Source organism: Reyranella sp. GW821-FHT14A01 (genome assembly GCF_058803965.1).
Window position 1 is genome coordinate 566,187 of the sequence record NZ_JBXAPM010000002.1, and the last position, 18,213, is coordinate 584,399.

Below are 18,213 nucleotides of genomic sequence, written 5' to 3' on the forward strand. Positions count from 1 at the left end.
AGCTATGCCGCCACGAGCGCCGCTGCCTTAGCGAGCGGCACGGGCGCGTCGTCGAGGAGGAGGTTCATCGCTTCCTCTTCCCAGCCCGACTCGCCGAGCGAGAGCGGGTCCTGCGGGGCCAGGCGGTGTTCGATGACCAACCGCGACAGGAGCAGGCGGCGGGCGTCGCCGCCTTCGGCGCCGAGGGTTGCGCCTTCCCAGGCCAGCAGCGCGGCCGTCGTGGCGTGATAGAGGGCGCCGGCGGCGAGGCGGGAGCGTTTTTCCTGCTTCGGGTCGGCGGCGACGGCTTCGACGAAGCGTTCGACCCGGTCGAGCGTGGCGCCGAGCAGGCCCTTGTACTGGCCGGGCAGGGCGCCGCTCGGTTCGTACCTGGCCTTGAGCGCGGCGGAGAGGGTCTTGTGGCCGCCCGACTTGCCGACGGCGCGCTGCACCACGTCGAGCGCGTTGATGTTGGAGGTGCCCTCCCACAAGGTGCCGATCTGCGCGTCGCGCACCAGCCGCGCGGTCACCCATTCCTCGATGTAGCCCAGCCCGCCCTTGACCTCGAGCGCGGCGCTGGCGACCGGGATGTTGTCGCGGCAGGCGCGGAACTTGTAGACCGGCGTCAGGATGCGCAGCAGGTTCGCGGCGTCCTTGTCTCCCTTATCGGCGCGGCCCATCGCATCGGCCGAGAAGGCGAACATCGACAGCGCCTGTTCGGTCGGCAGCATGATCTTCATGAGCTGGCGACGCAGCAGCGGATACTCGGCGATGGCGCGGCCGAAGGCGCGGCGGCCGCGCGCGGCGGCCAGCGCCTCGTTGAGGCAGCGGCGCATCATCGAGGCGGCGCGCACGCCGTGGCTGAGCCGCGACAGGTTCACCTGCTCCATCATCTGCTTGAAGCCGCGATCGGCGTCGCCCACCAGATAGGCGGTGGCGCCGTCGAGGATGATCTCGCCCGAGGCCATCGAGCGCGTGCCGAGCTTGTCCTTGAGACGCACGATCCGGTAGCTGTTGCGGCTACCGTCTTCGAGTCGGCGCGGCAACGCGAACAGGCCGAGGCCTGACGTTCCGGGCGCGGCGCCGCGCGGCCGCGCCAGCATCACAGCCACATCGGCATCGGCATGGCTGCAGAACCACTTCTGGCCGTAGAGCTTCCAGCGCTCGACCCCGTCGGGACCGATGCCCACGCGCTCGGCCTCGGTCTCCAGCGCGCCGACATCGGAGCCGCCGGCCTTCTCGGTCATGAACTGCGTGCCTTTCAGCATCGTCGCCGGGTCCTGGCTGAGCAGCCGGTCGAGCAGCAGCTTCTTCAGCGCGGGCGAGCCGTAGCGCTTGATGATGAAGTTGGACGTGTCCGACACCGAGACCGGGCACATCAGGCCGAACTCGCCCTGTACGAAGAGATAGGTGATGCCGTACTTCACCAGCGGATGAGCCGGCGTCTCCATGCCGAGCACGCCGGCGCGATGGCTCATCGCGTGCATGCCGAATTCCTCGAAGGCGATCTTCTCCATCTCGCGATAGGCGGGATGGTAGTCGATCCAGTCCTCGTCGCGGCCGAAGCGGTCGCGTGGCTGCAGCACCGGCGGGTGCTTGTCGGCGACCATCGCCAGCTCGTCGAGCCGGCCGCCGGCCAGCGCGCCCAGCCGCTCGAAATGCGGCGTCATCTGCCGGCGCAGGCCGGGCTCCATGTAGAGCCGCATCAGATCCTGGAACTGGCGGTCGATCGAATAGAAGTTCTGGCCGTGCGCGTCGGCGGCGATGTGATGCGCGCCGTGCGGTACATGAGTCATGTCGGGCATAGTTTCCTCCGTCTCTCTTCTTCTATTTCCAGCCGTGCTTCAGCACGCGCGCCACATAGGGCGGCACGGTCTCGGTCGCGGGGCCGTAGATGTGTTCGTGGAACAGGCTCTTATTGTCGGTCGGTTCGAGGTTGAGCTCGACCGCATGGGCGCGCGGCATGTGGCGACGGACGTGGAGGACGAAGCCGGCGGCGGGATAGACTTCGCCCGACGTGCCGATGGCGAGGAAAAGGCCGCAGCGTTCCAGCACCTCGTAGATCTCCTCGAGATGCATCGGCATCTCGCCGAACCAGACGATGTTGGGCCTGAGCTCACCCACAGACTTGCAGTTGGGACAGACCGAGGCGGGCGTCAGATCCTGCCCGGACTCGAACACCATCTTGCAGGCCATGCAGCGGATCTCGCCGTCGCGCCCGTGCATGTGGATCACCCGCTTCGACCCGGCCTGCTCGTGCAGCGGGTCGATGTTCTGGGTGATGACCGTCACCTCGCCTTCATATTCGCGCTCGAGCCGGGCCAGCGCCCTGTGCGCGTCGTTCGGGTGGATGCCGGCGGCGCGGAACATGCCGCGCGTCTCGTTATAGAAGTCGAGCACCTTCTTCTTGTCGCGGTGCCAGGCCTCGATGGTCGCGACTTCCTCGAGGTTGACGCGGTTCCACAGACCGTCCGCGTCGCGGAATGTGTCGATTCCGCTTTCCTTGGAGATGCCGGCGCCGGTCAGGATGGCGATGCCCGGCGGGAAGAAATCCTGATGCATGCCGCCAATCTAGCGCCGTGCTAGGGTCCGCGACCATGACCATCGGCATCCTGTTCGTCTGCACCGCCAATCTCTGCCGTTCGCCCACGGCCGAGGGCGTGTTCCGTTCGCTGGCGACGAAGGCGGGCCTCGCCGACGCCTTCGAGATCGATTCGGCCGGGACGGGCGCCAGCCATGTCGGCCAGCCGCCGACCCAGCCCGCCATCGATGCGGCGGCCGCACGCGGCTACGACATCACCGGCATCCGGGCGCGCCAGGTGACGACTGAGGATATCAAGCATTTCGACCATGTGCTGGCGATGACCCGCGGCCATCTCGTCGAGATGCGCTGGCTGGCGCCGCGAGACCTCGCCGACAAGCCGCAGCTCCTGATGAGCTACGCCCCGCCGCTCGGCATCCACGACATCCCCGATCCGTTCGGCGGCACGGTCGACGATTACGAGCGCGCCATCGGCATGATCGAGTCCGCCACGCGCGGCCTGCTCGCGCGGCTGACGCCCGAGATCAAAAAGGCCATTTGAGGCCGAGTTCGCCGAAGCGGTTCAGCACGTTGAAGGTGAGCCGCGACACGTCGTTGTCGAACTTGTTGTGGGGCAGGCTGCCGCAATAGGTGATCGAGCCCACCGAGAAGACGGCACCGCCCTTGGGCTTCTCGATGTAGGTCATGTCGGCGCGGATGAGCTGCTCCAGAGTCTGGCCGGGGATCGTGGTGGTGAAGCCCAGCCGTTCCTCGTGGACGACGACGAAGTTCCGGCGGTCGTGGCCCTCCGACGAAGCCAGCACCACGGCGTTGAGCGGACTGCCCAGCCGATGGTCGAGCCGGTCGAGCTCGAAGCCCGCCGCGCCGCCGCCCGAGAAACCGTAGCCGCCGAACAATTCGTCTTTCACGCCCTCGAACACCCAGGCATGGGTATTGTCCCGTGCCGCCGGCGATTGCCGGTAGGAATCGCCCACGAAGGTGCCCTGGCTCGAGAAGCCGATGCCGCAGAGGAGATTGGGCGGCCGGTCGGAGCGGCGCCACAGGCCGCCATAGGCGCCGTCGAAGGCGTGATAATACTCGCCCGGCTCGGCGGCCCAGGTGCGGATGCCGCCTTCGGTGCGCCTTACCTCGATGGCGCCCGGCACCTTGGGTGACAGCGCCACCCGCCAATAAAAGCCGTTGCCGCCGAGATACATCAGCCGGCCGCCGCTCTCTGTATAGGCCTGCAGCGCGTCGAGCGTGCCTTCCGTGTGATACTCCGGGTGCGAGCCGGTCAGCACGACCTTGTAGGCGTTGAGGATCTCGACACCCTTTTCGTCGAGGTCGTGGTCGGTGACCACGTCGAAGGGCACATTCATCCGATCGAGCCAGCCGGTGAGATGCGTGTCGGCCGGCAGGTGGCGCAGGCCCGAGCCCAAGGGGTCGTTGAAGCTGAGATAATTCGGCCGCCAGGTCAGCAGCGGCCGCAGCCGCGAGGAGTAGGCTACGCCAGACCCGTCGCGGTGATGGTTGTAGGTCGAGAGGCCGTAGTCGCGATGTTCGTCGGGATTGTGCGGATAGGCCTTCCAGTCGGCGACCTTCTGGCGGAAGGCATCGTCGTACATGCCGCGCGAGAAGTTGGAATAGACTTGATAGGTGAAGGTCGAGGCGAGGTAGCAGACCTTGGCCTGCGGCTTGCCGACCTGCGGCCGCACGAAGAACGGGATGACGTCGCGATGCGTCCCGCAGGTGAGCTGCATGCCGTAGACGCCGCTCTTCATCTCCTTCGGGATGGTGAAGCTGAAATCGTCGAGCCAGCCGCAATCGTGCAAGTCGTCGTCATGGAAGTGGATGGCGGCGTAATGATGCGGCGCGCGCCGCCAGTCGCGCTCGGCGCCGGTCCAGGCCGAACCCTTCATGGCGCGCGTCGGCAGGTTGACCAGCTTTCCGTGAAGTTTGTCGGGGCCGGTATCCTCGATCTCCATCGAGTCCATCCGGCGTGTGAAATCCCAGGCCGCGAAGCCCACGATCTGCGGCGCCTCGATCTTGCCGTTGAAGCAACGCTGCGCCGGACGGTCGGTGGCGGCTTCCGCGCCGATCATCACCGGCGTCGCGGCTTCGAGAGTGAGAGAAGAGGCCTTGTCGCTCGCCTCGCCCTCGTCGTCGGTGCCGAAGGCGCGCGCCAGCGGCTGCTGGCCGACGCGGAGGATGCCGGTCTCGGGATCGGCGCTGGCCCAGACGCGATACCAGATGCGGGCGCGTAGCTTCTTGCCGACCACGACGCGATCCTTGCCGGTCTCCAGCACCATGCCGTCGGGGGTCAGGACCAGCGCAAAGCCCGCGCCTGACGCGGCATCGCGGCGCGAGATCACGGTCTGCGGCCCGTCCTCGGGCAGGGTCGGCCAGATCAGCGCCTCGACCTGGAGCGACGCCGGCAGCTTGGCGTCCTTCGCCATCTCGACCAGCCCGTAGGAGCCGGGCCAGGCGTTCTGCACGCGGGAGGCGAAGCGGCCGTCGAACAGGTCGGACAGGTCTTCGAGCTTGGGCGGCGGCCCGCCGGGATTGGTATCGCCGCGCACAATGCGGACCAGCATGGCGTGGTACGGGTTCGGCCCCGCGCTGGAAACCTTGAAGGCGATCGTCTCGCCGCTGCGTACCGAGATGCGATCCGAGTACCCAATCAATCCTGCGGTCACATTTATCTCCCAATTGCCCGGCGATATAGTCGCCTGAAATCAGGGAGCTTTGCTATGTCCAAGACAAACAAGACAATCGCCAAGACGATTGGTCGCCGTTCTCTCATCGCGGGTGCCGCCCTCGCGCCGCTCGCGGCCCCCATGCTCGCCCGCCACGGTTGGGCGCAGTCGACCTATCCCAACAAGCAGATCCGCATGGTCGTGCCGTTCGCGCCGGCCGGCACCACCGACCTGCTGGGCCGTATCGCCGCGGCGCATCTCCAGGAAGTCTGGGGCCAGACCGTCGTGGTCGACAACAAGAGCGGCGCCGGCGGCAATGTGGGCGCCGAGATCGTCGCCAAGTCGCCGGCCGACGGCTACACGCTGCTGCTGGGCACGGTCGGCACCGCCGTCACCAACCAGTTCCTCTACAAGAGCATGCCCTACGACAGCGTGAAGAGCTTCGCGCCGGTCGCGCTGTTCGGCGAGGTCGCCAACGTGCTGGCGGTGCATCCCGACGTGCCGGTGAAGACCGCCAAGGAATATGTCGAGTATTGCAAGAAGCAGGGTGACAACAAGGTGAGCTTCGGCTCGCCGGCGGTCGGCGGCACCGGCCATCTCGCCATGGAATATTTCGAATCGCTGGCCGGCTTCAGGGTCGAGCATGTCGTCTATCGCGGCAGCTCGCTGGTGCTGAAGGATCTTTTGGCCAACCACATTCCCAGCACCATGGACAACCTGCCGCCCTACCTGCCGCACATCCAGTCCGGCGCGCTTCGGGCGCTGGGCGTCAGCTCGGGCAAGCGCTGGTTCGCGCTGCCGGACGTGCCGACGATCGCCGAGCAGGGCTTCGCCGGCTTCGATGCCGCGCCGTGGTGGTACGTCTCGGCGCCGGCCGGCACGCCCCCGGAGATCGTCAAGAAGCTCTCCGACGAGCTGGTGAAGGCCTCCAAGTCGCCCGACGTCATCAAGAAGATCCGCGAAGCGGGTGCCGCCGAGTTCGGCGGCTCCTCGGAAGACCTCGCGAAGCAGATGCAGACCGAATACGTTAAGTGGAAGAAGGTCGTCGAGGCCGCGAAGCTGGAGCCGCAATGAGCCGTCCTGAGCTGAAGGGAAAGATCCAGACCGTTCTCGGGCCGATCGAGCCCGAGAAGCTCGGGCGCACGCTGATGCACGAACACGTGCTCTGCGACATACGCCCACCCGGCACGCGCTCCGACAACGATCTCGGTCCCGAGATCACGCTGGAGAACACCTGGCAGATCAATTACGGCCGTGGCCTCAAGCGCGCCGGCCGCAAGTACATGCTCGACCTCGAGGACATCGCCACCCGCGAGGTGGCGATGATGAAGCACGAGGGCGGCGACGCCATCGTCGAGCTGTCCTGCGGCGGCCTCTCGCCCGATCCCAACGGGCTGCGCCGCATCGCGGCGGGCACGGGCGTGCATCTCGTGATGGGTTGCGGCTACTATGTGAACGACTACCAGGACCCGAAGAACCACAACCGCACGGTCGAGGATTTCGCCGCCGAGATGATTGGCCAGATCCATGACGGCGCCTGGGGCACCGACGTCTGTGCCGGCATGATCGGCGAGATCGGCTGCCAGTCGCCGTGGACCGACACCGAGAAGCGCGTGATGCAGGGCGCGTTCATCGCCGCGAGCGAGACCGGCGCCGCGATCAACGTCCATCCCGGCCGCGACCCCGACCAGCCGCAGGAGATCGCCGACTTCGCCAGGGATGCAGGCTTCCCGACCGAGCGCATCGTCATCAGTCACATCGACCGCACCATCTTCGACGAGCCGCGCCTGCTGAAGCTCGCGGATTCGGGCATCACGGTGGAGTTCGACCTGTTCGGCCAGGAGTCGAGCTATTACGGCCTGTCAGACATCGACATGCCCAACGACGCGACGCGGCTCAAGCTGATCCGCGCCCTGATCTCAGCCGGTCATCTGGAGCGCGTCGTGATCAGCCACGACATCTGCTACCGCACCCGCCTCGCCAGCTTCGGCGGCCACGGCTACGGCCACATCTTCCGCAACGTCGTGCCGATGATGAAGAAGCGCGGCTACAGCGAGGCCGAGATCGACGCCATCCTGGTGGGCAATCCGCGGCGGCTCCTCACATTTGTCTGACAAACGTTTGGCGCGAAGACGGTCAATGGAGCGCGCCACTCCAGTGGCGCTCATTCCTTGTCACCGCGCGAAGCTTGAGCGCCACTGGAGTGGCGCGCTCCGGTAGGGCCATCTCGACCTAGAACGTCAGCGGATACTCGGCTTCTTCCGTGTAGATCGGCCCGCCGCGGCCGGTGCGGCTGGAATAAAGAGAGAAGGAGTCCGCGACCCATGGCTCCAGACGCAACGTGCCGTTGCTCGCCATGAACTGTGCGATGTGGTGGCCGGTTTCGGCGCCGGCCGGGAAGCGCGCCAACGTCACGTGCGGTCGGTACTTGCGGCGCTCGACGTCGATGCCGCAGTTGCGGGCGACCGTCGACACCTTCTGCTGCAGCCAGTCGAGCCGCTCGCTGCGTTCCACGAGGGCAACGAGCGCGCGCGGCTGCTTGCCGCTGCTGAACTGGTCGACGCCGGCGATCGTTACGGAAAACGGTGGTCCGGCGATGTCGGCCAGTTCCTCCTCGAAGTCGCGCATCGTGCCGCCCTGGACCTCGCCCGCGAAGCACAGGGTGACGTGGAGATTCTCGGCCGGCACCCAACGCGCGTCGGGCACGCCCGACTGCAGCGCCGACAATTCTTCGGCGATCTCCTCAGGGACGGGCAGGGCGACGAACAGACGCGGCATCGTCCAAATTCTTTGTCACGAAGGGCATCATGCGGTCGACGAGAATGTCGACGCCCTTGGCGTTGGGATGGATGCCGTCGGGCTGGTTGAGCGCGGGGTCCTGCGCCACGCCGTCAAGGAAGAAGGGATAGAGCGGCACGCCATGCTTGTCGGCGAGCTTCTTGAAGATGCCGTCGAACTGCTGGACGTATTCCGGCCCGAAGTTGCGCGGCGCCATCATGCCGACCAGCCAGACGGTCGTGCCGGCCTCCTTCAGCTTGCTGATGATGGAATCGAGATTCTTCTCGGTGCTGGCCGGATCGAGGGCGCGCAGCATGTCGTTGCCGCCGAGCTCCACCATCACGATGTCGGGCTTGTCGGCCAGCATCCAGTCGATGCGCTCCAGCCCGCCCATGGTCGTATCGCCGGAGACGCCGTGATTGATGACGGTGACGTTGCGGCCCTTGTCCTTCAGGGCCGCCTGCAGCCGGGTCGGGAAGGCCTGGGCCGGGGCGAGGCCGTAACCCGCGGCCAGACTATCGCCCAGGATCGCGAGCTTCACCGGCTCGGATTGTGCTTGGACCTTTGAGGGCACTGTTGCGGCCACAAGGCACAGGACAAGCGCCAGAAACACCGCGATCCGTGAATTGACCGCCGCCGCAAAACCACCATATCGAACCTGCAGTTTCATTCCTCGCCTGTCCCAGGAGCCCGCGTGGCCGAGCCAAATCCAATTGTTCGTCTCGAAGACGTGCATCTCGACATGGCGAGTGACGCCGGTACGGTCAATATCCTCCGCGGGATCACTCTCGATATCGCCGCTGGCGAGATTGCGGCGGTGGTGGGGCCTTCGGGTGCCGGCAAGTCGAGCCTGATGATGGTCGCGGGCGGGCTGGAGCGCGCGTCCTCGGGCCGCGTCGAGGTCGCGGGCAACGATCTCGGGCCGATGGGCGACGACGACCGGGCGCGCCTGCGGCGCGACCATATCGGCATCGTGTTCCAGGGTTTTCATCTCATTCCGACCATGACGGCGCACGAGAACGTGGCGCTGCCGCTGGAGTTCGCCGGCCGCTCCGACGCGTTCGCGCTGGCCGAATCGGCGCTGAAGAGGGTCGGGCTGGGCCATCGCATCGGCCATTATCCGGCGCAGCTTTCGGGCGGCGAGCAACAGCGCGTCGCCGTCGCCCGCGCCTTTGTCGGCCGGCCCAAGCTGATGCTGGCCGACGAACCGACGGGCAATCTCGACGGCACGACCGGCAAGCAGGTGATGGACCTGCTGTTCGAGGTGGCGCGCGCCGATAATACGACGCTCATCTTGATCACGCACGACATGGGCCTCGCCGAGCGTTGCGACCGCGTGCTGCGCATCGCCGACGGGCTGCTGGTCGCCGACGACCGCAAGCGCGCCGTGCTCGCCGCACAATGAACCTCGCCTTCCGCCTCGCCCGCCGCGAGATGCGCAGCGGCCTCGGCGGCTTCCGGCTGTTCATCGCCTGCCTGGCGCTGGGCGTCGGCGCCATTGCCGCGATCCTGTCCTTCAGCCGCGCCGTCGAGGAGGGTCTGCGTGCCGACGCGCGCGAGATCCTGGGCGGCGACGTGGCGATCTCGCTGCTCTATCGCGAGGCGACGCCGGAGCAGATCGCGTTCATGCGCGAGCAAGGCCAGTTCGTGCGCTGGCTCGACAGCCGCGCCATGGCACGGCCCACCAAGGCCGACGGGCGCCCGACCCTGGTTCAGCTCAAGGCGGTCGAGCCGAGCTATCCGCTCTACGGCACGGTCGAGCTGGCCGATGGCGGCACGCTGGCCAATGCGCTGGGCAAGCGCGACGGCGTGTGGGGCGCGGTGGTCGAGGAATCGGCGCTGCGGCGGATGAACATGGCGCCGGGCGACATGCTGCGGGTCGGGGACGTGGCGGTCGAGGTGCGCGGCATCATCGCGCGCGAGCCCGACCGTGGACTGAACGCCTTCGCGAGCCTCGGCCCGCGGCTGATGATCCCCTTCGATGCCGCCATCGAATCGGGGTTGGTGCAGCCCGGCAGCCTGCTCACCTGGGAATATCGCCTGCGCCTGCCGGCCGGCCGCTCGGACAAGGCGGTTATCGCAGCGCTCAAGGCGCGCTTTCCCGATGCCGGCTGGCGGGTGAGGGGGCTCGACGATGCCGGCGGCGGCATCCGCTTCTGGCTCGACCGGTTGACCCAGTTCATCGGCCTGATCGGCCTCGCCTCGCTGCTGGTCGGCGGCGTTGGTGTCGGCAATGCCGTCTCGAGCTTTTTGGCCGCGCGGCTGCGCACGATTGCGACGCTCAAGTGCCTGGGCGCGCCGGAACGGCTGGTCTTCGCGACCTATTTCATTCAGCTCGCCGCGCTGGCAGCCCTTGGCGTCGGCATCGGCCTGGTGATCGGCGCCGGCCTGCCTTTCCTCGCCCAGTCGGCGATTGCCGACGTGCTGCCGGTGCGGGCGCGGGTGGCGCTCTATGCCGGACCGCTCGCCACGGCCGCCGGCTTCGGCCTGCTGGTCTCGCTCCTGTTCGCGCTGGTGCCGCTGATGCGCGCCCGCAGCGTGTCGGCCGCGACCCTGATGCGCGGCGCCGTGGTCCAGCAGGGCGGCCGGCTGGCCTGGCGCGATGCGCTGCTGATCGCCGCCGCCGCGATGGCGCTGGCGGCCTTCACCATCTTCACCGCCGACAGCCGCCGCATCGCGGCCTATTTCGTGCTGGGCTCGGTCGGCGCCTTCATCGCCTTTCCGCTGCTGGCCCGCCTGCTGATGCTGGGCGCGGCCAAGGTCGGCAAGCCGAAGTTCGCAGCCCTTCGGCTGGCGCTTGCCAACCTGCACCGACCGGGCGCGCCGACGCCGATCGTCATGCTGTCGCTGGGCCTCGGCCTCACGGTGCTGGTGGCTACGGCGCTGATCGAGGGCAATCTGCGGGAGCAACTCACGCGGCGCATTCCGAGCGACGCGCCGGCCTTCTTCTTCGTCGACATCCAGTCGAGCCAGATGCCGGCCTTCGAGAAGGCCATCGCCGCCATTCCCGGCGCCGGGCATCTCGACAAGGTGCCGTCGCTGCGCGGGCGCATCGTCAAGATCGGCGGCAAGCCGGTCGGAGAGATGGCTGTGCCGTCGGACGCGCGCTGGGCGGTCGAGGGCGATCGCGGCGTGACCTATTCGGCGACGCCGCCCGAGGGCTCGCGCATCGTCGCCGGCGAATGGTGGCCGCCCGACTATCGCGGCCCGCAGCTCATCTCGTTCGACGAGAATCTGGCGAATCAGTTCGGACTCGGGTTGGGCGACAGCATCACCGTGAACATCCTGGGCCGCGACATCGAAGCGAAGATCGCCTCGCTGCGGCGCATCGAATGGACGACGCTCGCCATCAATTTCGTGTTCGTCTATTCGCCCGGCACGCTCGACAAGGCGCCGCACACTTTCCTCGCCACGGTGAAGTCGACGCCCGAGGCCGAGGACGCGATCTTCAAGGCGGTCACCGACCAGTTCCCCAACGTCACCGTGGTGCGCATCCGCGACGCCATCGAGACGGCGGCCAGCGTGCTGGGCAATATCGGGCTGGCCAGCCGGGTGATCGGCCTGCTCAGCATCCTGGCCGGCGTGCTCGTGCTGGCCGGCGCCATGCTCGCCACCCAGCGGCGGCGGGTCCACGAGGCCGTGGTCATGAAGGTGCTGGGTGCCACCCGCGCCCGCATCGCCGGAACCTTCGCCTGGGAGTTCGTCTTCCTCGGCCTCGCGACCGCCGTGGCGGCGCTCGGCGTGGGGACGCTGGCGGCCTACCTCGTCGTCCGCCAGCTCATGAACCTCGAATGGACCTTCCTGCCGACCGTGGCCGTGGCGGTCGCCGTGGGCGCCATGGCGCTCACCCTGGCCTTAGGTCTGGCCGGCACCCTGGCGGCCTTGCGGCAAAGGCCGCTTGCCTTGTTGCGCAACGAATGAGCTAATTATTCCCAGGAACGGGTCCAAATTGGAATCCCGCACCGGCGACTTGGCTATTGATTCAGTCGAGCTGTAACCCCAGATTACCCGTCGAAGGGGCTCGGCAAAACGAGGCCCCCTTGGAGGCTTGATAACCAAATGGCAAATCCGAACTTCGGCGCCTTCAATCGCGCCGGCACTGTAGCCGACCAGGCGACGTTCGATGTCGGTCTGCGCGCCCACATGGTGCGTGTGTACAACTACATGGCTTCGGGGCTCGCGCTGTCGGGCATCGTGGCTTTCGGCCTGTTCAGCTCGCCGGAACTCGCTGGCATGTTCTTCCAGCTTCAGGCGGGCCGCGTCGTCGGCCTGAATGTGCTGGGCTGGGTCGCGATCTTCGCGCCGCTCGGCCTGCTGCTGCTCGTCTCGTTCCGCGCCGCTCAGATGAGCACCGGTGCGGTACAGGCGGTCTACTGGACGGTCACGGCATTGATGGGCGTCAGCCTGTCGCTGCTGCTGTTCCGCTACACCGGCGCCAGCGTCGCGCGCACCTTCTTCGTGACGGCCGCCGCCTTCGGCGCGCTCAGCCTCTACGGCTACACGACGAAGCGTGACCTGACGGCGATGGGCAAGTTCCTGTTCATGGGCGTGATCGGCCTCGTCCTGGCCGGTATCGTCAACATGATCTGGCCGTCGGGCACGATGAGCTTCATCATCTCCGCCGCGGGCGTGCTGATCTTCTCGGGCCTGATCGCCTACGACACCCAGAAGATCAAGGAGCAGTATTCCGAGGCCTGGGGCACGGACATGGTCGAGAAGGTCGCCATCTTCGGCGCGCTGAGCCTCTACCTGGACTTCGTGAACCTGTTCCAGTTCCTCATGAGCTTCCTGGGCCAGTCGCGCGATTAGCCTGACCCACCGAGACAGTCTAAAGGACGCCCGGGTCGAAAGACCCGGGCGTTCTGCTTTTGGAGAAACCGGACGTGTCAGCCCACCGGCCAGCCAACCGCTTCAAGGCCTTCATCGACAGCGAGGCGGCCTCCGCCCTGCCACTGCTGGCCGCGGCGATCCTGGCGCTGGTGCTGGCGAACTCGCCGCTTCAAGGGGCCGTCCAGGGTTTCCTCGGCATCAAGCTCGGCTTCGAATATCAAGGCATCGGGGTCGCCAAGCCGCTGCTGCTCTGGATCAACGACGGCCTGATGGCCGTGTTCTTCCTGCTGGTCGGCCTGGAGATCAAGCGCGAGGTCGTCGAGGGCGAGTTGTCGAGGCCCTCGCAGGTGGCGCTGCCGATCGCCGGCGCCATCGGCGGCATGGCCCTGCCGGCGGCGATCTATGCCGCCATCAACTGGTCCGATCCGGTGGCGCTGCGCGGCTGGGCGATCCCGGCGGCGACCGACATCGCCTTCTCGCTGGGCGTGCTCGCCGCCTTGGGAAGCCGCGTGCCGTTGCCGCTCAAGGTCTTCCTGACGACCCTGGCGATCGTCGACGACCTGGGCGCCATCGTCGTGATCGCCGTGTTCTACACCAGCCAGCTTTCGATGGCCGCGATCATGGTGGCCGCCGCCTGCCTCGTGGCGCTGGCGGCGCTCAATCGCCTCGGCGTGCGCCGTCTCGCTCCCTATCTTCTGGTCGGCACGGTGTTGTGGGTCGCCGTCCTGAAGTCGGGCGTGCACGCGACTCTTGCCGGCGTCGCGCTCGCCCTGTTCATCCCGCTGAAGCCCGCGGGTGAGGCCGACGAGGCGCGGCCGGCAATCTGGCTGGAGCATGTGCTGAAGCCCTGGTCGGCCTGGGTCATCATGCCGGTCTTCGCCTTCGCCAATGCCGGCCTCTCGCTCGCCGGCCTGTCCCTGACGGCGCTCGCCGCACCCATCCCGCTCGGCATCCTGGCCGGCCTCTTCGTCGGCAAGCAGGTCGGCATCGTGCTGGGCGCGGGCTTGCTGATCGTGACGGGCCTCGCGGCGATGCCCGCCGGCGGATCGTGGCGCTCGCTCTACGGCGTTTCGATCCTAGGCGGCATCGGCTTCACCATGAGCCTGTTCATCGGCACGCTGGCCTTTCCCGATCCGCAATTCGAAGCGCAGGTGCGCCTCGGTGTTATTGCAGGATCGCTGCTGTCTGCGATCATAGGCTATGTGGTGCTGAGGTTTTCGCCGCGTCGCTAGAGTGCGGCCGTCGCGTCGGTGCGCCGAGGAAACCCGCCAAGATTGCGCCGCGCGCGTGCAGCCTTATACTTTCGGCATGCGGCGGACCTCCTACGAACAGATGAATTGCTCGATCGCCTCGGCGCTCGACGTCGTCGGCGAGCCGTGGACGCTGCTCATCGTGCGCGATGCCTTCTACGGCGTCCGCCGTTTCGACGACTTCCAGGAGAATCTCGGCATCGCGCGCAACGTGCTGACCGCGCGGCTGAAGAAGCTCGTGGAGGCCGGCATCTTCCGCAAGATCGCCTATCGCCAGCGTCCGCTGCGCCACGAATACCGCCTCACCGAGAAGGGCGCGGCGCTGTTCACCGTGATCGTCGGGCTGAAGCAATGGGGTGACCGCTTCGGCGCGGCCGCGCGCGGCGGCAAGCCGATGGACCTGGTGGATCGCGCTGGCAACACGCCACTCGACCCCGTGCTGATCGATGCCGAAACCGGCCGGCGCCTCGAACTCACCAACGTGCGCGCGGTGGCGGGGCCGGGTGCGGACCAGAACACGCGCACCTTCTTCGAGCGCCTGGCGATCAACCGGCCGGCAAGGTAACGGCCTCTCTGTCGTCCTGAGCGAAGCGAAGGACCTGACGGAACGACCAACGCATTCTGTGACTTGCGCAAGGTCCTTCGCTTCGCTCAGGACGACAAGAAAGGATTACTCCTTCTTCTCCGGCTCCAGCCGCTTGCCCTCGAGCGTGCGCACGGTGCGTTCCGCTGCGTCCTTGTCGGCTTCCTTCTCGCCGCGCGTGCGGCCGAAGCGGCGGCGGTTGGCGTCGGCTTCCGCTTCGCGTTCGCGTTTCGCCTTGTCCTTGCGGGCGCGTCGCAGGTTCACGATCTCGGCCATGGATTTCTCTATGCCGCGGTTGCAGTCGATGCGCTAGTCTTGGCATGAGCCGGACCGGGGAGCCCAGCCATGACACCAACCACCCGCAAGCGTCTCCTGATCGGCGGCGGTGGCATCGTCGCCCTGCTGCTCGCCGCCCTCGTGGCGCTGCCTTTCCTGATCGACGTCAATTCCTACAAGCCGCTGATCGTCTCGCAGGTGAAGGCGGCGACCGGTCGCGACCTGGTGATCGACGGGCCGATCTCGCTGTCGCTGTTGCCGACGCCGACCGTCTCGGTGACGGGCGTGAAGTTCTTCAACGTGGCGGGCTCCAGGAACGCCAACATGGTCGAGGTGAAGTCGGTCACCGTGAAGCCCTCGCTGCTGGCCCTGCTGGCCGGCAACATCGAGATCGGCGAGGTGACGCTGGTCGAGCCCAAGATCGTCCTGGAGATCAATGCCGAGGGCAAGCCGAACTGGGAGTTCGCGCCGTCGGTCGCCGAGGCCAAGCCCGCCGCTCCCAAGCCCAGCTCGCCACGGCCGCTGTCGCTCGGCCGCCTCACCATCGACAACGGCACGCTGATCTTCAGCGATTCCAAGGCGGGCCTGTCCGTGGTCGCCGAGAAGGCGAACTTCACGGCCTCGGTCGGCTCGATCGATGGTCCCTATTCACTGGCGGGCGACGCCTCGGTCAACGGCGCGCCGCTCAAGCTCGACCTCGCCGTGGGCGCGCGCGGCGCCAACGGGCACACCGCCGACGTCTCGCTGCAGGCGGGTGGCGGCAAGCTGGGCTTCAAGGGCACCTTGAGCGAACTGGGCGCGGCCGCGAAGATTTCCGGAATGGCCTCGGCCTCGGCCGAATCGCTCACCACGTTCGTGGGCACCTTGGTCAAGCTCGCCGGCCAGCCCGAGCCGGCCCTGCCGCCGTTGCTCGCCGGCAAGTTCACCTTCGACGGCGCCATCGACGTTTCCCAGACGGCGTTCGCCGCGCGCGATTTCAAGATGGCGCTGGGCCAGGACAGCGGTTCCGGATCGCTCGCCGTCACGCTGAAGCCCAAGCCCGCGATCGAGGGCAAGCTGGCGGTGCCGAAGCTCGATCTCGACCGGTGGATGGCCGCGCTCCAGCAGCCGGCGCCTGCCGCGACATCGTCCGCGCCCGCGGCTCCGCCGGCGACCGCTCCCACCGCGACGTCGCAGAGCTTCCTGGGGGATCTCACCGCCAAGCTCGCCTTCGAGATCGGCGAGGTGATCTACAACAAGCAACCGATCCGTAACGTCGTGCTGGAGATCGATGCCAAGGGCGGCGCCGTCGCGGTGCCGAAGCTCTCGGCGACTCTGCCGGGCGACATGGTGCTGCAGGCGCAGTCGACCCTGACGGGCGACGCGGCGCGGCCGGGCGTCACCGGCCAGTTCAGCCTGGTCGGGCCGAAGCTGCGCGAGACCCTGACCTGGCTCGCGGTCGATCTGTCCTCGGTCCCGCCGTCCAAGCTGCAGAAGCTCAGCCTGCGCGGCCGCATGTCCTCGACCGGCGGCAACGTGCAGGTGAGCGACGCGGTCTTCGAGCTCGACGACCTCAAGGGCAATGGCGGCGTCACGGTGACCTTCGCCGTGCCGCTGTCGATCGTGACCAGCGTCAATATCGATACGCTCGACCTCGATTCCTTCCTGGTGCCGGTCGCGGCGCAGCAGAAGCCGGCTGCGGCTTCGGGCGCCTCGGCGCCGCCGTCGGGACCGGCCGTGGCCGGCCCGTCGATCGGTCTCAAGGCCAAGGTGGCGAAGCTCATCTACAACAAGGAGACGATCCAGGGCGTCGATGTCGACGTGGCGCTGCAGGGCAACACGCTGCGGCTGAACGACGTGAAGGTGTCGAACCTGGGCGGCGGACGGCTCGCGGTGCGCGGCACCGTCGCCAACTATTCGGCGCCGCAGCCGCGGCCCGACATCGCCTTCAATTTCGAGGCACCGGACATGAGCCGCGTGCTGAAGGTCGTCGGCACCACGGCGCCGGGCGATCTCGGCGCGGTCGCCGCGAGCGGCGGTGTCGCCGGCACGATCGAACAGCTCACCTTGCGCGACCTCAGCGTGAACGCCATGGGCCAGAGCGTGAAGGCGACCGGAACGCTGTCGCTGCCGGGCGCGTCCAAGGGCGCGCCGCAATCGGCGTCCTACAAGGGCAACCTGGTGCTGAACGGCCAGGCGCTCGACGGCTCGATCGATGCCCGCCTGACCGGCCGCACGACGATCAACGCCGACCTGCGCGCCGGCGTGCTCGACCTCGACCGGATCGGCGGCAGCGGCGGTGGCGCACCCGCACGACCGGCAGGCCGTGGACAGGCTGCGGCGGCCAAGCCGATCGACACGGCGCCGCTGCGCAGCATGGACGGATCGCTGAGGCTTGTGGCCGGCACGCTGGTCAGCTCGCCGATGCGCATCGGCAATGCCGACCTTGCCGCCACGCTGAAGGACGGCGTGCTCACGGTGCAGCATTTCAAGGGCTCGCTCTATGGTGGCTCGCTGGCGTTTTCAGGCACCGTCAACGCCACCCAGCCGGCGCTCTCCTTCGACTTCAAGGGCGACGCCAACAGCATCATCCTGGGCGAGATGCTGCGCAGCACCTCCGGCACCAACCAGTTCGGCAGTGCCGTGAAGGTGACGGTCGACGGCAAGCTGAACGCCAACGGGATTTCCCTGCGGGGCAGCGGCGCGACGTCCGACCAGATCAAGGCCTCGATGGCGGGCGGCGCGCAGCTCGGCGGGCACATCTTCATCGGCGCCGACCGGGCTCTGCAGATGCTGGGTTCGATGGCGGCCGGCGCGGCCAGCACGGCGATCGATCAGACCCTGGGCAATGTGCTGGGCGCCGTCGGCCAGCGCGGGATGTCGCCTACCAACCTGCTGAACGCGATCTCGCTGGTGCTGAACCGCTTCGTCAATCATGACAGCCCGATCGGCGGGCACATCGACATCGCGGGCGGCGTGCTCACCGACAAGGGCCTCACCGTCCAGGGCAACCGCGCGACGGCGCGGATCTCGACCCGCACCAATCTCGGCGCCTCGACGACCGACACCACGGTCAATTTCTACATCGCCGAGGACGGCTCGGCGCCCTACCTGACCACAACCGCGCGCGGCTCCATGTCCTCGCCGTCGCTCAACGTCACGCGCGGTACCGCCAAGGATCCGCCGGGCATGGCCAGCACCCTGCCGGGCGCGCAGCAGCTCCAGCAGATACTGCCGGGCCAGTCGCAACAGGGGGGACAGCAGCAACAGCGCTCGCTGATCCCCAACATCCCGATCCCCAATATTTTTGGCCGTTAGGAG

The 18,213-nt window shown here is 67.5% G+C and carries 15 protein-coding genes; 9 read left to right on the plus strand and 6 right to left on the minus strand.

Going from position 1 to position 18,213, the window contains the following annotated elements:
• Positions 1-2: 2 nt before the first annotated feature.
• Positions 3-1,784 (minus strand): acyl-CoA dehydrogenase family protein, encoded by a 1,782-nt coding sequence (locus AC1ROX_RS06530; RefSeq protein ID WP_493123602.1) that lies wholly within the window; start codon positions 1,782-1,784, stop codon positions 3-5.
• A 22-nt stretch (positions 1,785-1,806) separates the two neighbouring features.
• On the minus strand, positions 1,807-2,541 hold the full coding sequence (locus AC1ROX_RS06535; protein ID WP_493123604.1) for an NAD-dependent deacylase: 735 nt from the start codon (positions 2,539-2,541) through the stop codon (positions 1,807-1,809).
• A 35-nt stretch (positions 2,542-2,576) separates the two neighbouring features.
• Here AC1ROX_RS06535 and AC1ROX_RS06540 point away from each other — a divergent pair, with 35 nt between their 5' ends.
• On the plus strand, positions 2,577-3,062 hold the full coding sequence (locus AC1ROX_RS06540; protein WP_493123606.1) for a low molecular weight protein-tyrosine-phosphatase: 486 nt from the start codon (positions 2,577-2,579) through the stop codon (positions 3,060-3,062).
• Here the strand turns inward: AC1ROX_RS06540 and AC1ROX_RS06545 are convergent.
• Complete coding sequence (locus tag AC1ROX_RS06545) at positions 3,046-5,196, minus strand: N,N-dimethylformamidase beta subunit family domain-containing protein (RefSeq protein WP_493123608.1); 2,151 nt, start codon at positions 5,194-5,196, stop codon at positions 3,046-3,048. The genes AC1ROX_RS06540 and AC1ROX_RS06545 overlap by 17 nt on opposite strands.
• Positions 5,197-5,250: 54 nt before the next feature.
• On the opposite strand from AC1ROX_RS06545, the gene AC1ROX_RS06550 reads away from it, so the two are divergent.
• Complete coding sequence (locus tag AC1ROX_RS06550; RefSeq protein WP_493123610.1) at positions 5,251-6,270, plus strand: Bug family tripartite tricarboxylate transporter substrate binding protein; 1,020 nt, start codon at positions 5,251-5,253, stop codon at positions 6,268-6,270.
• Entirely contained in the window at positions 6,267-7,310 is a 1,044-nt protein-coding gene (locus AC1ROX_RS06555; RefSeq protein WP_493123612.1) for a phosphotriesterase family protein, read from the plus strand. Before AC1ROX_RS06550 ends, AC1ROX_RS06555 begins: the two co-directional genes overlap by 4 nt.
• Before the next feature lie 118 nt (positions 7,311-7,428).
• Here the strand turns inward: AC1ROX_RS06555 and thpR are convergent, their stop codons facing one another.
• Both thpR and AC1ROX_RS06565 read right to left on the minus strand, forming a co-directional pair.
• On the minus strand, positions 7,429-7,974 hold the full coding sequence (thpR, locus tag AC1ROX_RS06560) for an RNA 2',3'-cyclic phosphodiesterase (RefSeq protein ID WP_493123614.1): 546 nt from the start codon (positions 7,972-7,974) through the stop codon (positions 7,429-7,431).
• Entirely contained in the window at positions 7,940-8,515 is a 576-nt protein-coding gene (locus tag AC1ROX_RS06565) for an arylesterase (RefSeq protein WP_493123616.1), read from the minus strand. The genes thpR and AC1ROX_RS06565 overlap by 35 nt, the downstream gene beginning before the upstream one ends.
• Positions 8,516-8,716: 201 nt before the next feature.
• Here AC1ROX_RS06565 and AC1ROX_RS06570 point away from each other — a divergent pair, with 201 nt between their 5' ends.
• The 5 genes from AC1ROX_RS06570 (at position 8,717) to AC1ROX_RS06590 (ending at position 14,619) form a co-directional block, all read left to right on the plus strand.
• Positions 8,717-9,379, plus strand: a complete 663-nt coding sequence (locus AC1ROX_RS06570; protein ID WP_493123666.1) for an ABC transporter ATP-binding protein — start codon at positions 8,717-8,719, stop codon at positions 9,377-9,379.
• A complete protein-coding gene (locus tag AC1ROX_RS06575; protein ID WP_493123618.1) occupies positions 9,376-11,895 on the plus strand; it encodes an ABC transporter permease in 2,520 nt (839 codons plus the stop codon). Before AC1ROX_RS06570 ends, AC1ROX_RS06575 begins: the two co-directional genes overlap by 4 nt.
• A gap of 138 nt (positions 11,896-12,033) precedes the next feature.
• Positions 12,034-12,783 (plus strand): Bax inhibitor-1/YccA family protein, encoded by a 750-nt coding sequence (locus AC1ROX_RS06580; RefSeq protein ID WP_493123620.1) that lies wholly within the window; start codon positions 12,034-12,036, stop codon positions 12,781-12,783.
• A 74-nt stretch (positions 12,784-12,857) separates the two neighbouring features.
• Positions 12,858-14,036, plus strand: a complete 1,179-nt coding sequence (gene nhaA, locus AC1ROX_RS06585) for a Na+/H+ antiporter NhaA (protein ID WP_493123622.1) — start codon at positions 12,858-12,860, stop codon at positions 14,034-14,036.
• A gap of 55 nt (positions 14,037-14,091) precedes the next feature.
• Entirely contained in the window at positions 14,092-14,619 is a 528-nt protein-coding gene (locus AC1ROX_RS06590) for a winged helix-turn-helix transcriptional regulator (RefSeq protein WP_493123625.1), read from the plus strand.
• Positions 14,620-14,724: 105 nt separating this feature from the next.
• Here the strand turns inward: AC1ROX_RS06590 and AC1ROX_RS06595 are convergent, their stop codons facing one another.
• Positions 14,725-14,913 carry a DUF4169 family protein gene (locus tag AC1ROX_RS06595; RefSeq protein WP_493123627.1) on the minus strand — a complete coding sequence of 63 codons (189 nt, stop codon included), beginning with the start codon at positions 14,911-14,913 and terminating at the stop codon, positions 14,725-14,727.
• 69 nt (positions 14,914-14,982) lie between these two features.
• On the opposite strand from AC1ROX_RS06595, the gene AC1ROX_RS06600 reads away from it, so the two are divergent.
• A complete protein-coding gene (locus AC1ROX_RS06600) occupies positions 14,983-18,210 on the plus strand; it encodes an AsmA family protein (RefSeq protein WP_493123629.1) in 3,228 nt (1,075 codons plus the stop codon).
• Positions 18,211-18,213: the final 3 nt, after the last annotated feature.

What these genes read in the sequence shown, in the direction of transcription:
- AC1ROX_RS06530 (WP_493123602.1), bottom strand. Translation starts at nt 1,784, where the DNA reads ATGCCCGACATGACTCATGTACCGCACGGCGCGCATCACATCGCCGCC.
- AC1ROX_RS06535 (WP_493123604.1), bottom strand. Translation starts at nt 2,541, where the DNA reads ATGCATCAGGATTTCTTCCCGCCGGGCATCGCCATCCTGACCGGCGCC.
- AC1ROX_RS06540 (WP_493123606.1), top strand. Translation starts at nt 2,577, where the DNA reads ATGACCATCGGCATCCTGTTCGTCTGCACCGCCAATCTCTGCCGTTCG.
- AC1ROX_RS06550 (WP_493123610.1), top strand. Translation starts at nt 5,251, where the DNA reads ATGTCCAAGACAAACAAGACAATCGCCAAGACGATTGGTCGCCGTTCT.
- AC1ROX_RS06555 (WP_493123612.1), top strand. Translation starts at nt 6,267, where the DNA reads ATGAGCCGTCCTGAGCTGAAGGGAAAGATCCAGACCGTTCTCGGGCCG.
- thpR (WP_493123614.1), bottom strand. Translation starts at nt 7,974, where the DNA reads ATGCCGCGTCTGTTCGTCGCCCTGCCCGTCCCTGAGGAGATCGCCGAA.
- AC1ROX_RS06570 (WP_493123666.1), top strand. Translation starts at nt 8,717, where the DNA reads ATGGCGAGTGACGCCGGTACGGTCAATATCCTCCGCGGGATCACTCTC.
- AC1ROX_RS06575 (WP_493123618.1), top strand. Translation starts at nt 9,376, where the DNA reads ATGAACCTCGCCTTCCGCCTCGCCCGCCGCGAGATGCGCAGCGGCCTC.
- AC1ROX_RS06580 (WP_493123620.1), top strand. Translation starts at nt 12,034, where the DNA reads ATGGCAAATCCGAACTTCGGCGCCTTCAATCGCGCCGGCACTGTAGCC.
- AC1ROX_RS06595 (WP_493123627.1), bottom strand. Translation starts at nt 14,913, where the DNA reads ATGGCCGAGATCGTGAACCTGCGACGCGCCCGCAAGGACAAGGCGAAA.
- AC1ROX_RS06600 (WP_493123629.1), top strand. Translation starts at nt 14,983, where the DNA reads ATGACACCAACCACCCGCAAGCGTCTCCTGATCGGCGGCGGTGGCATC.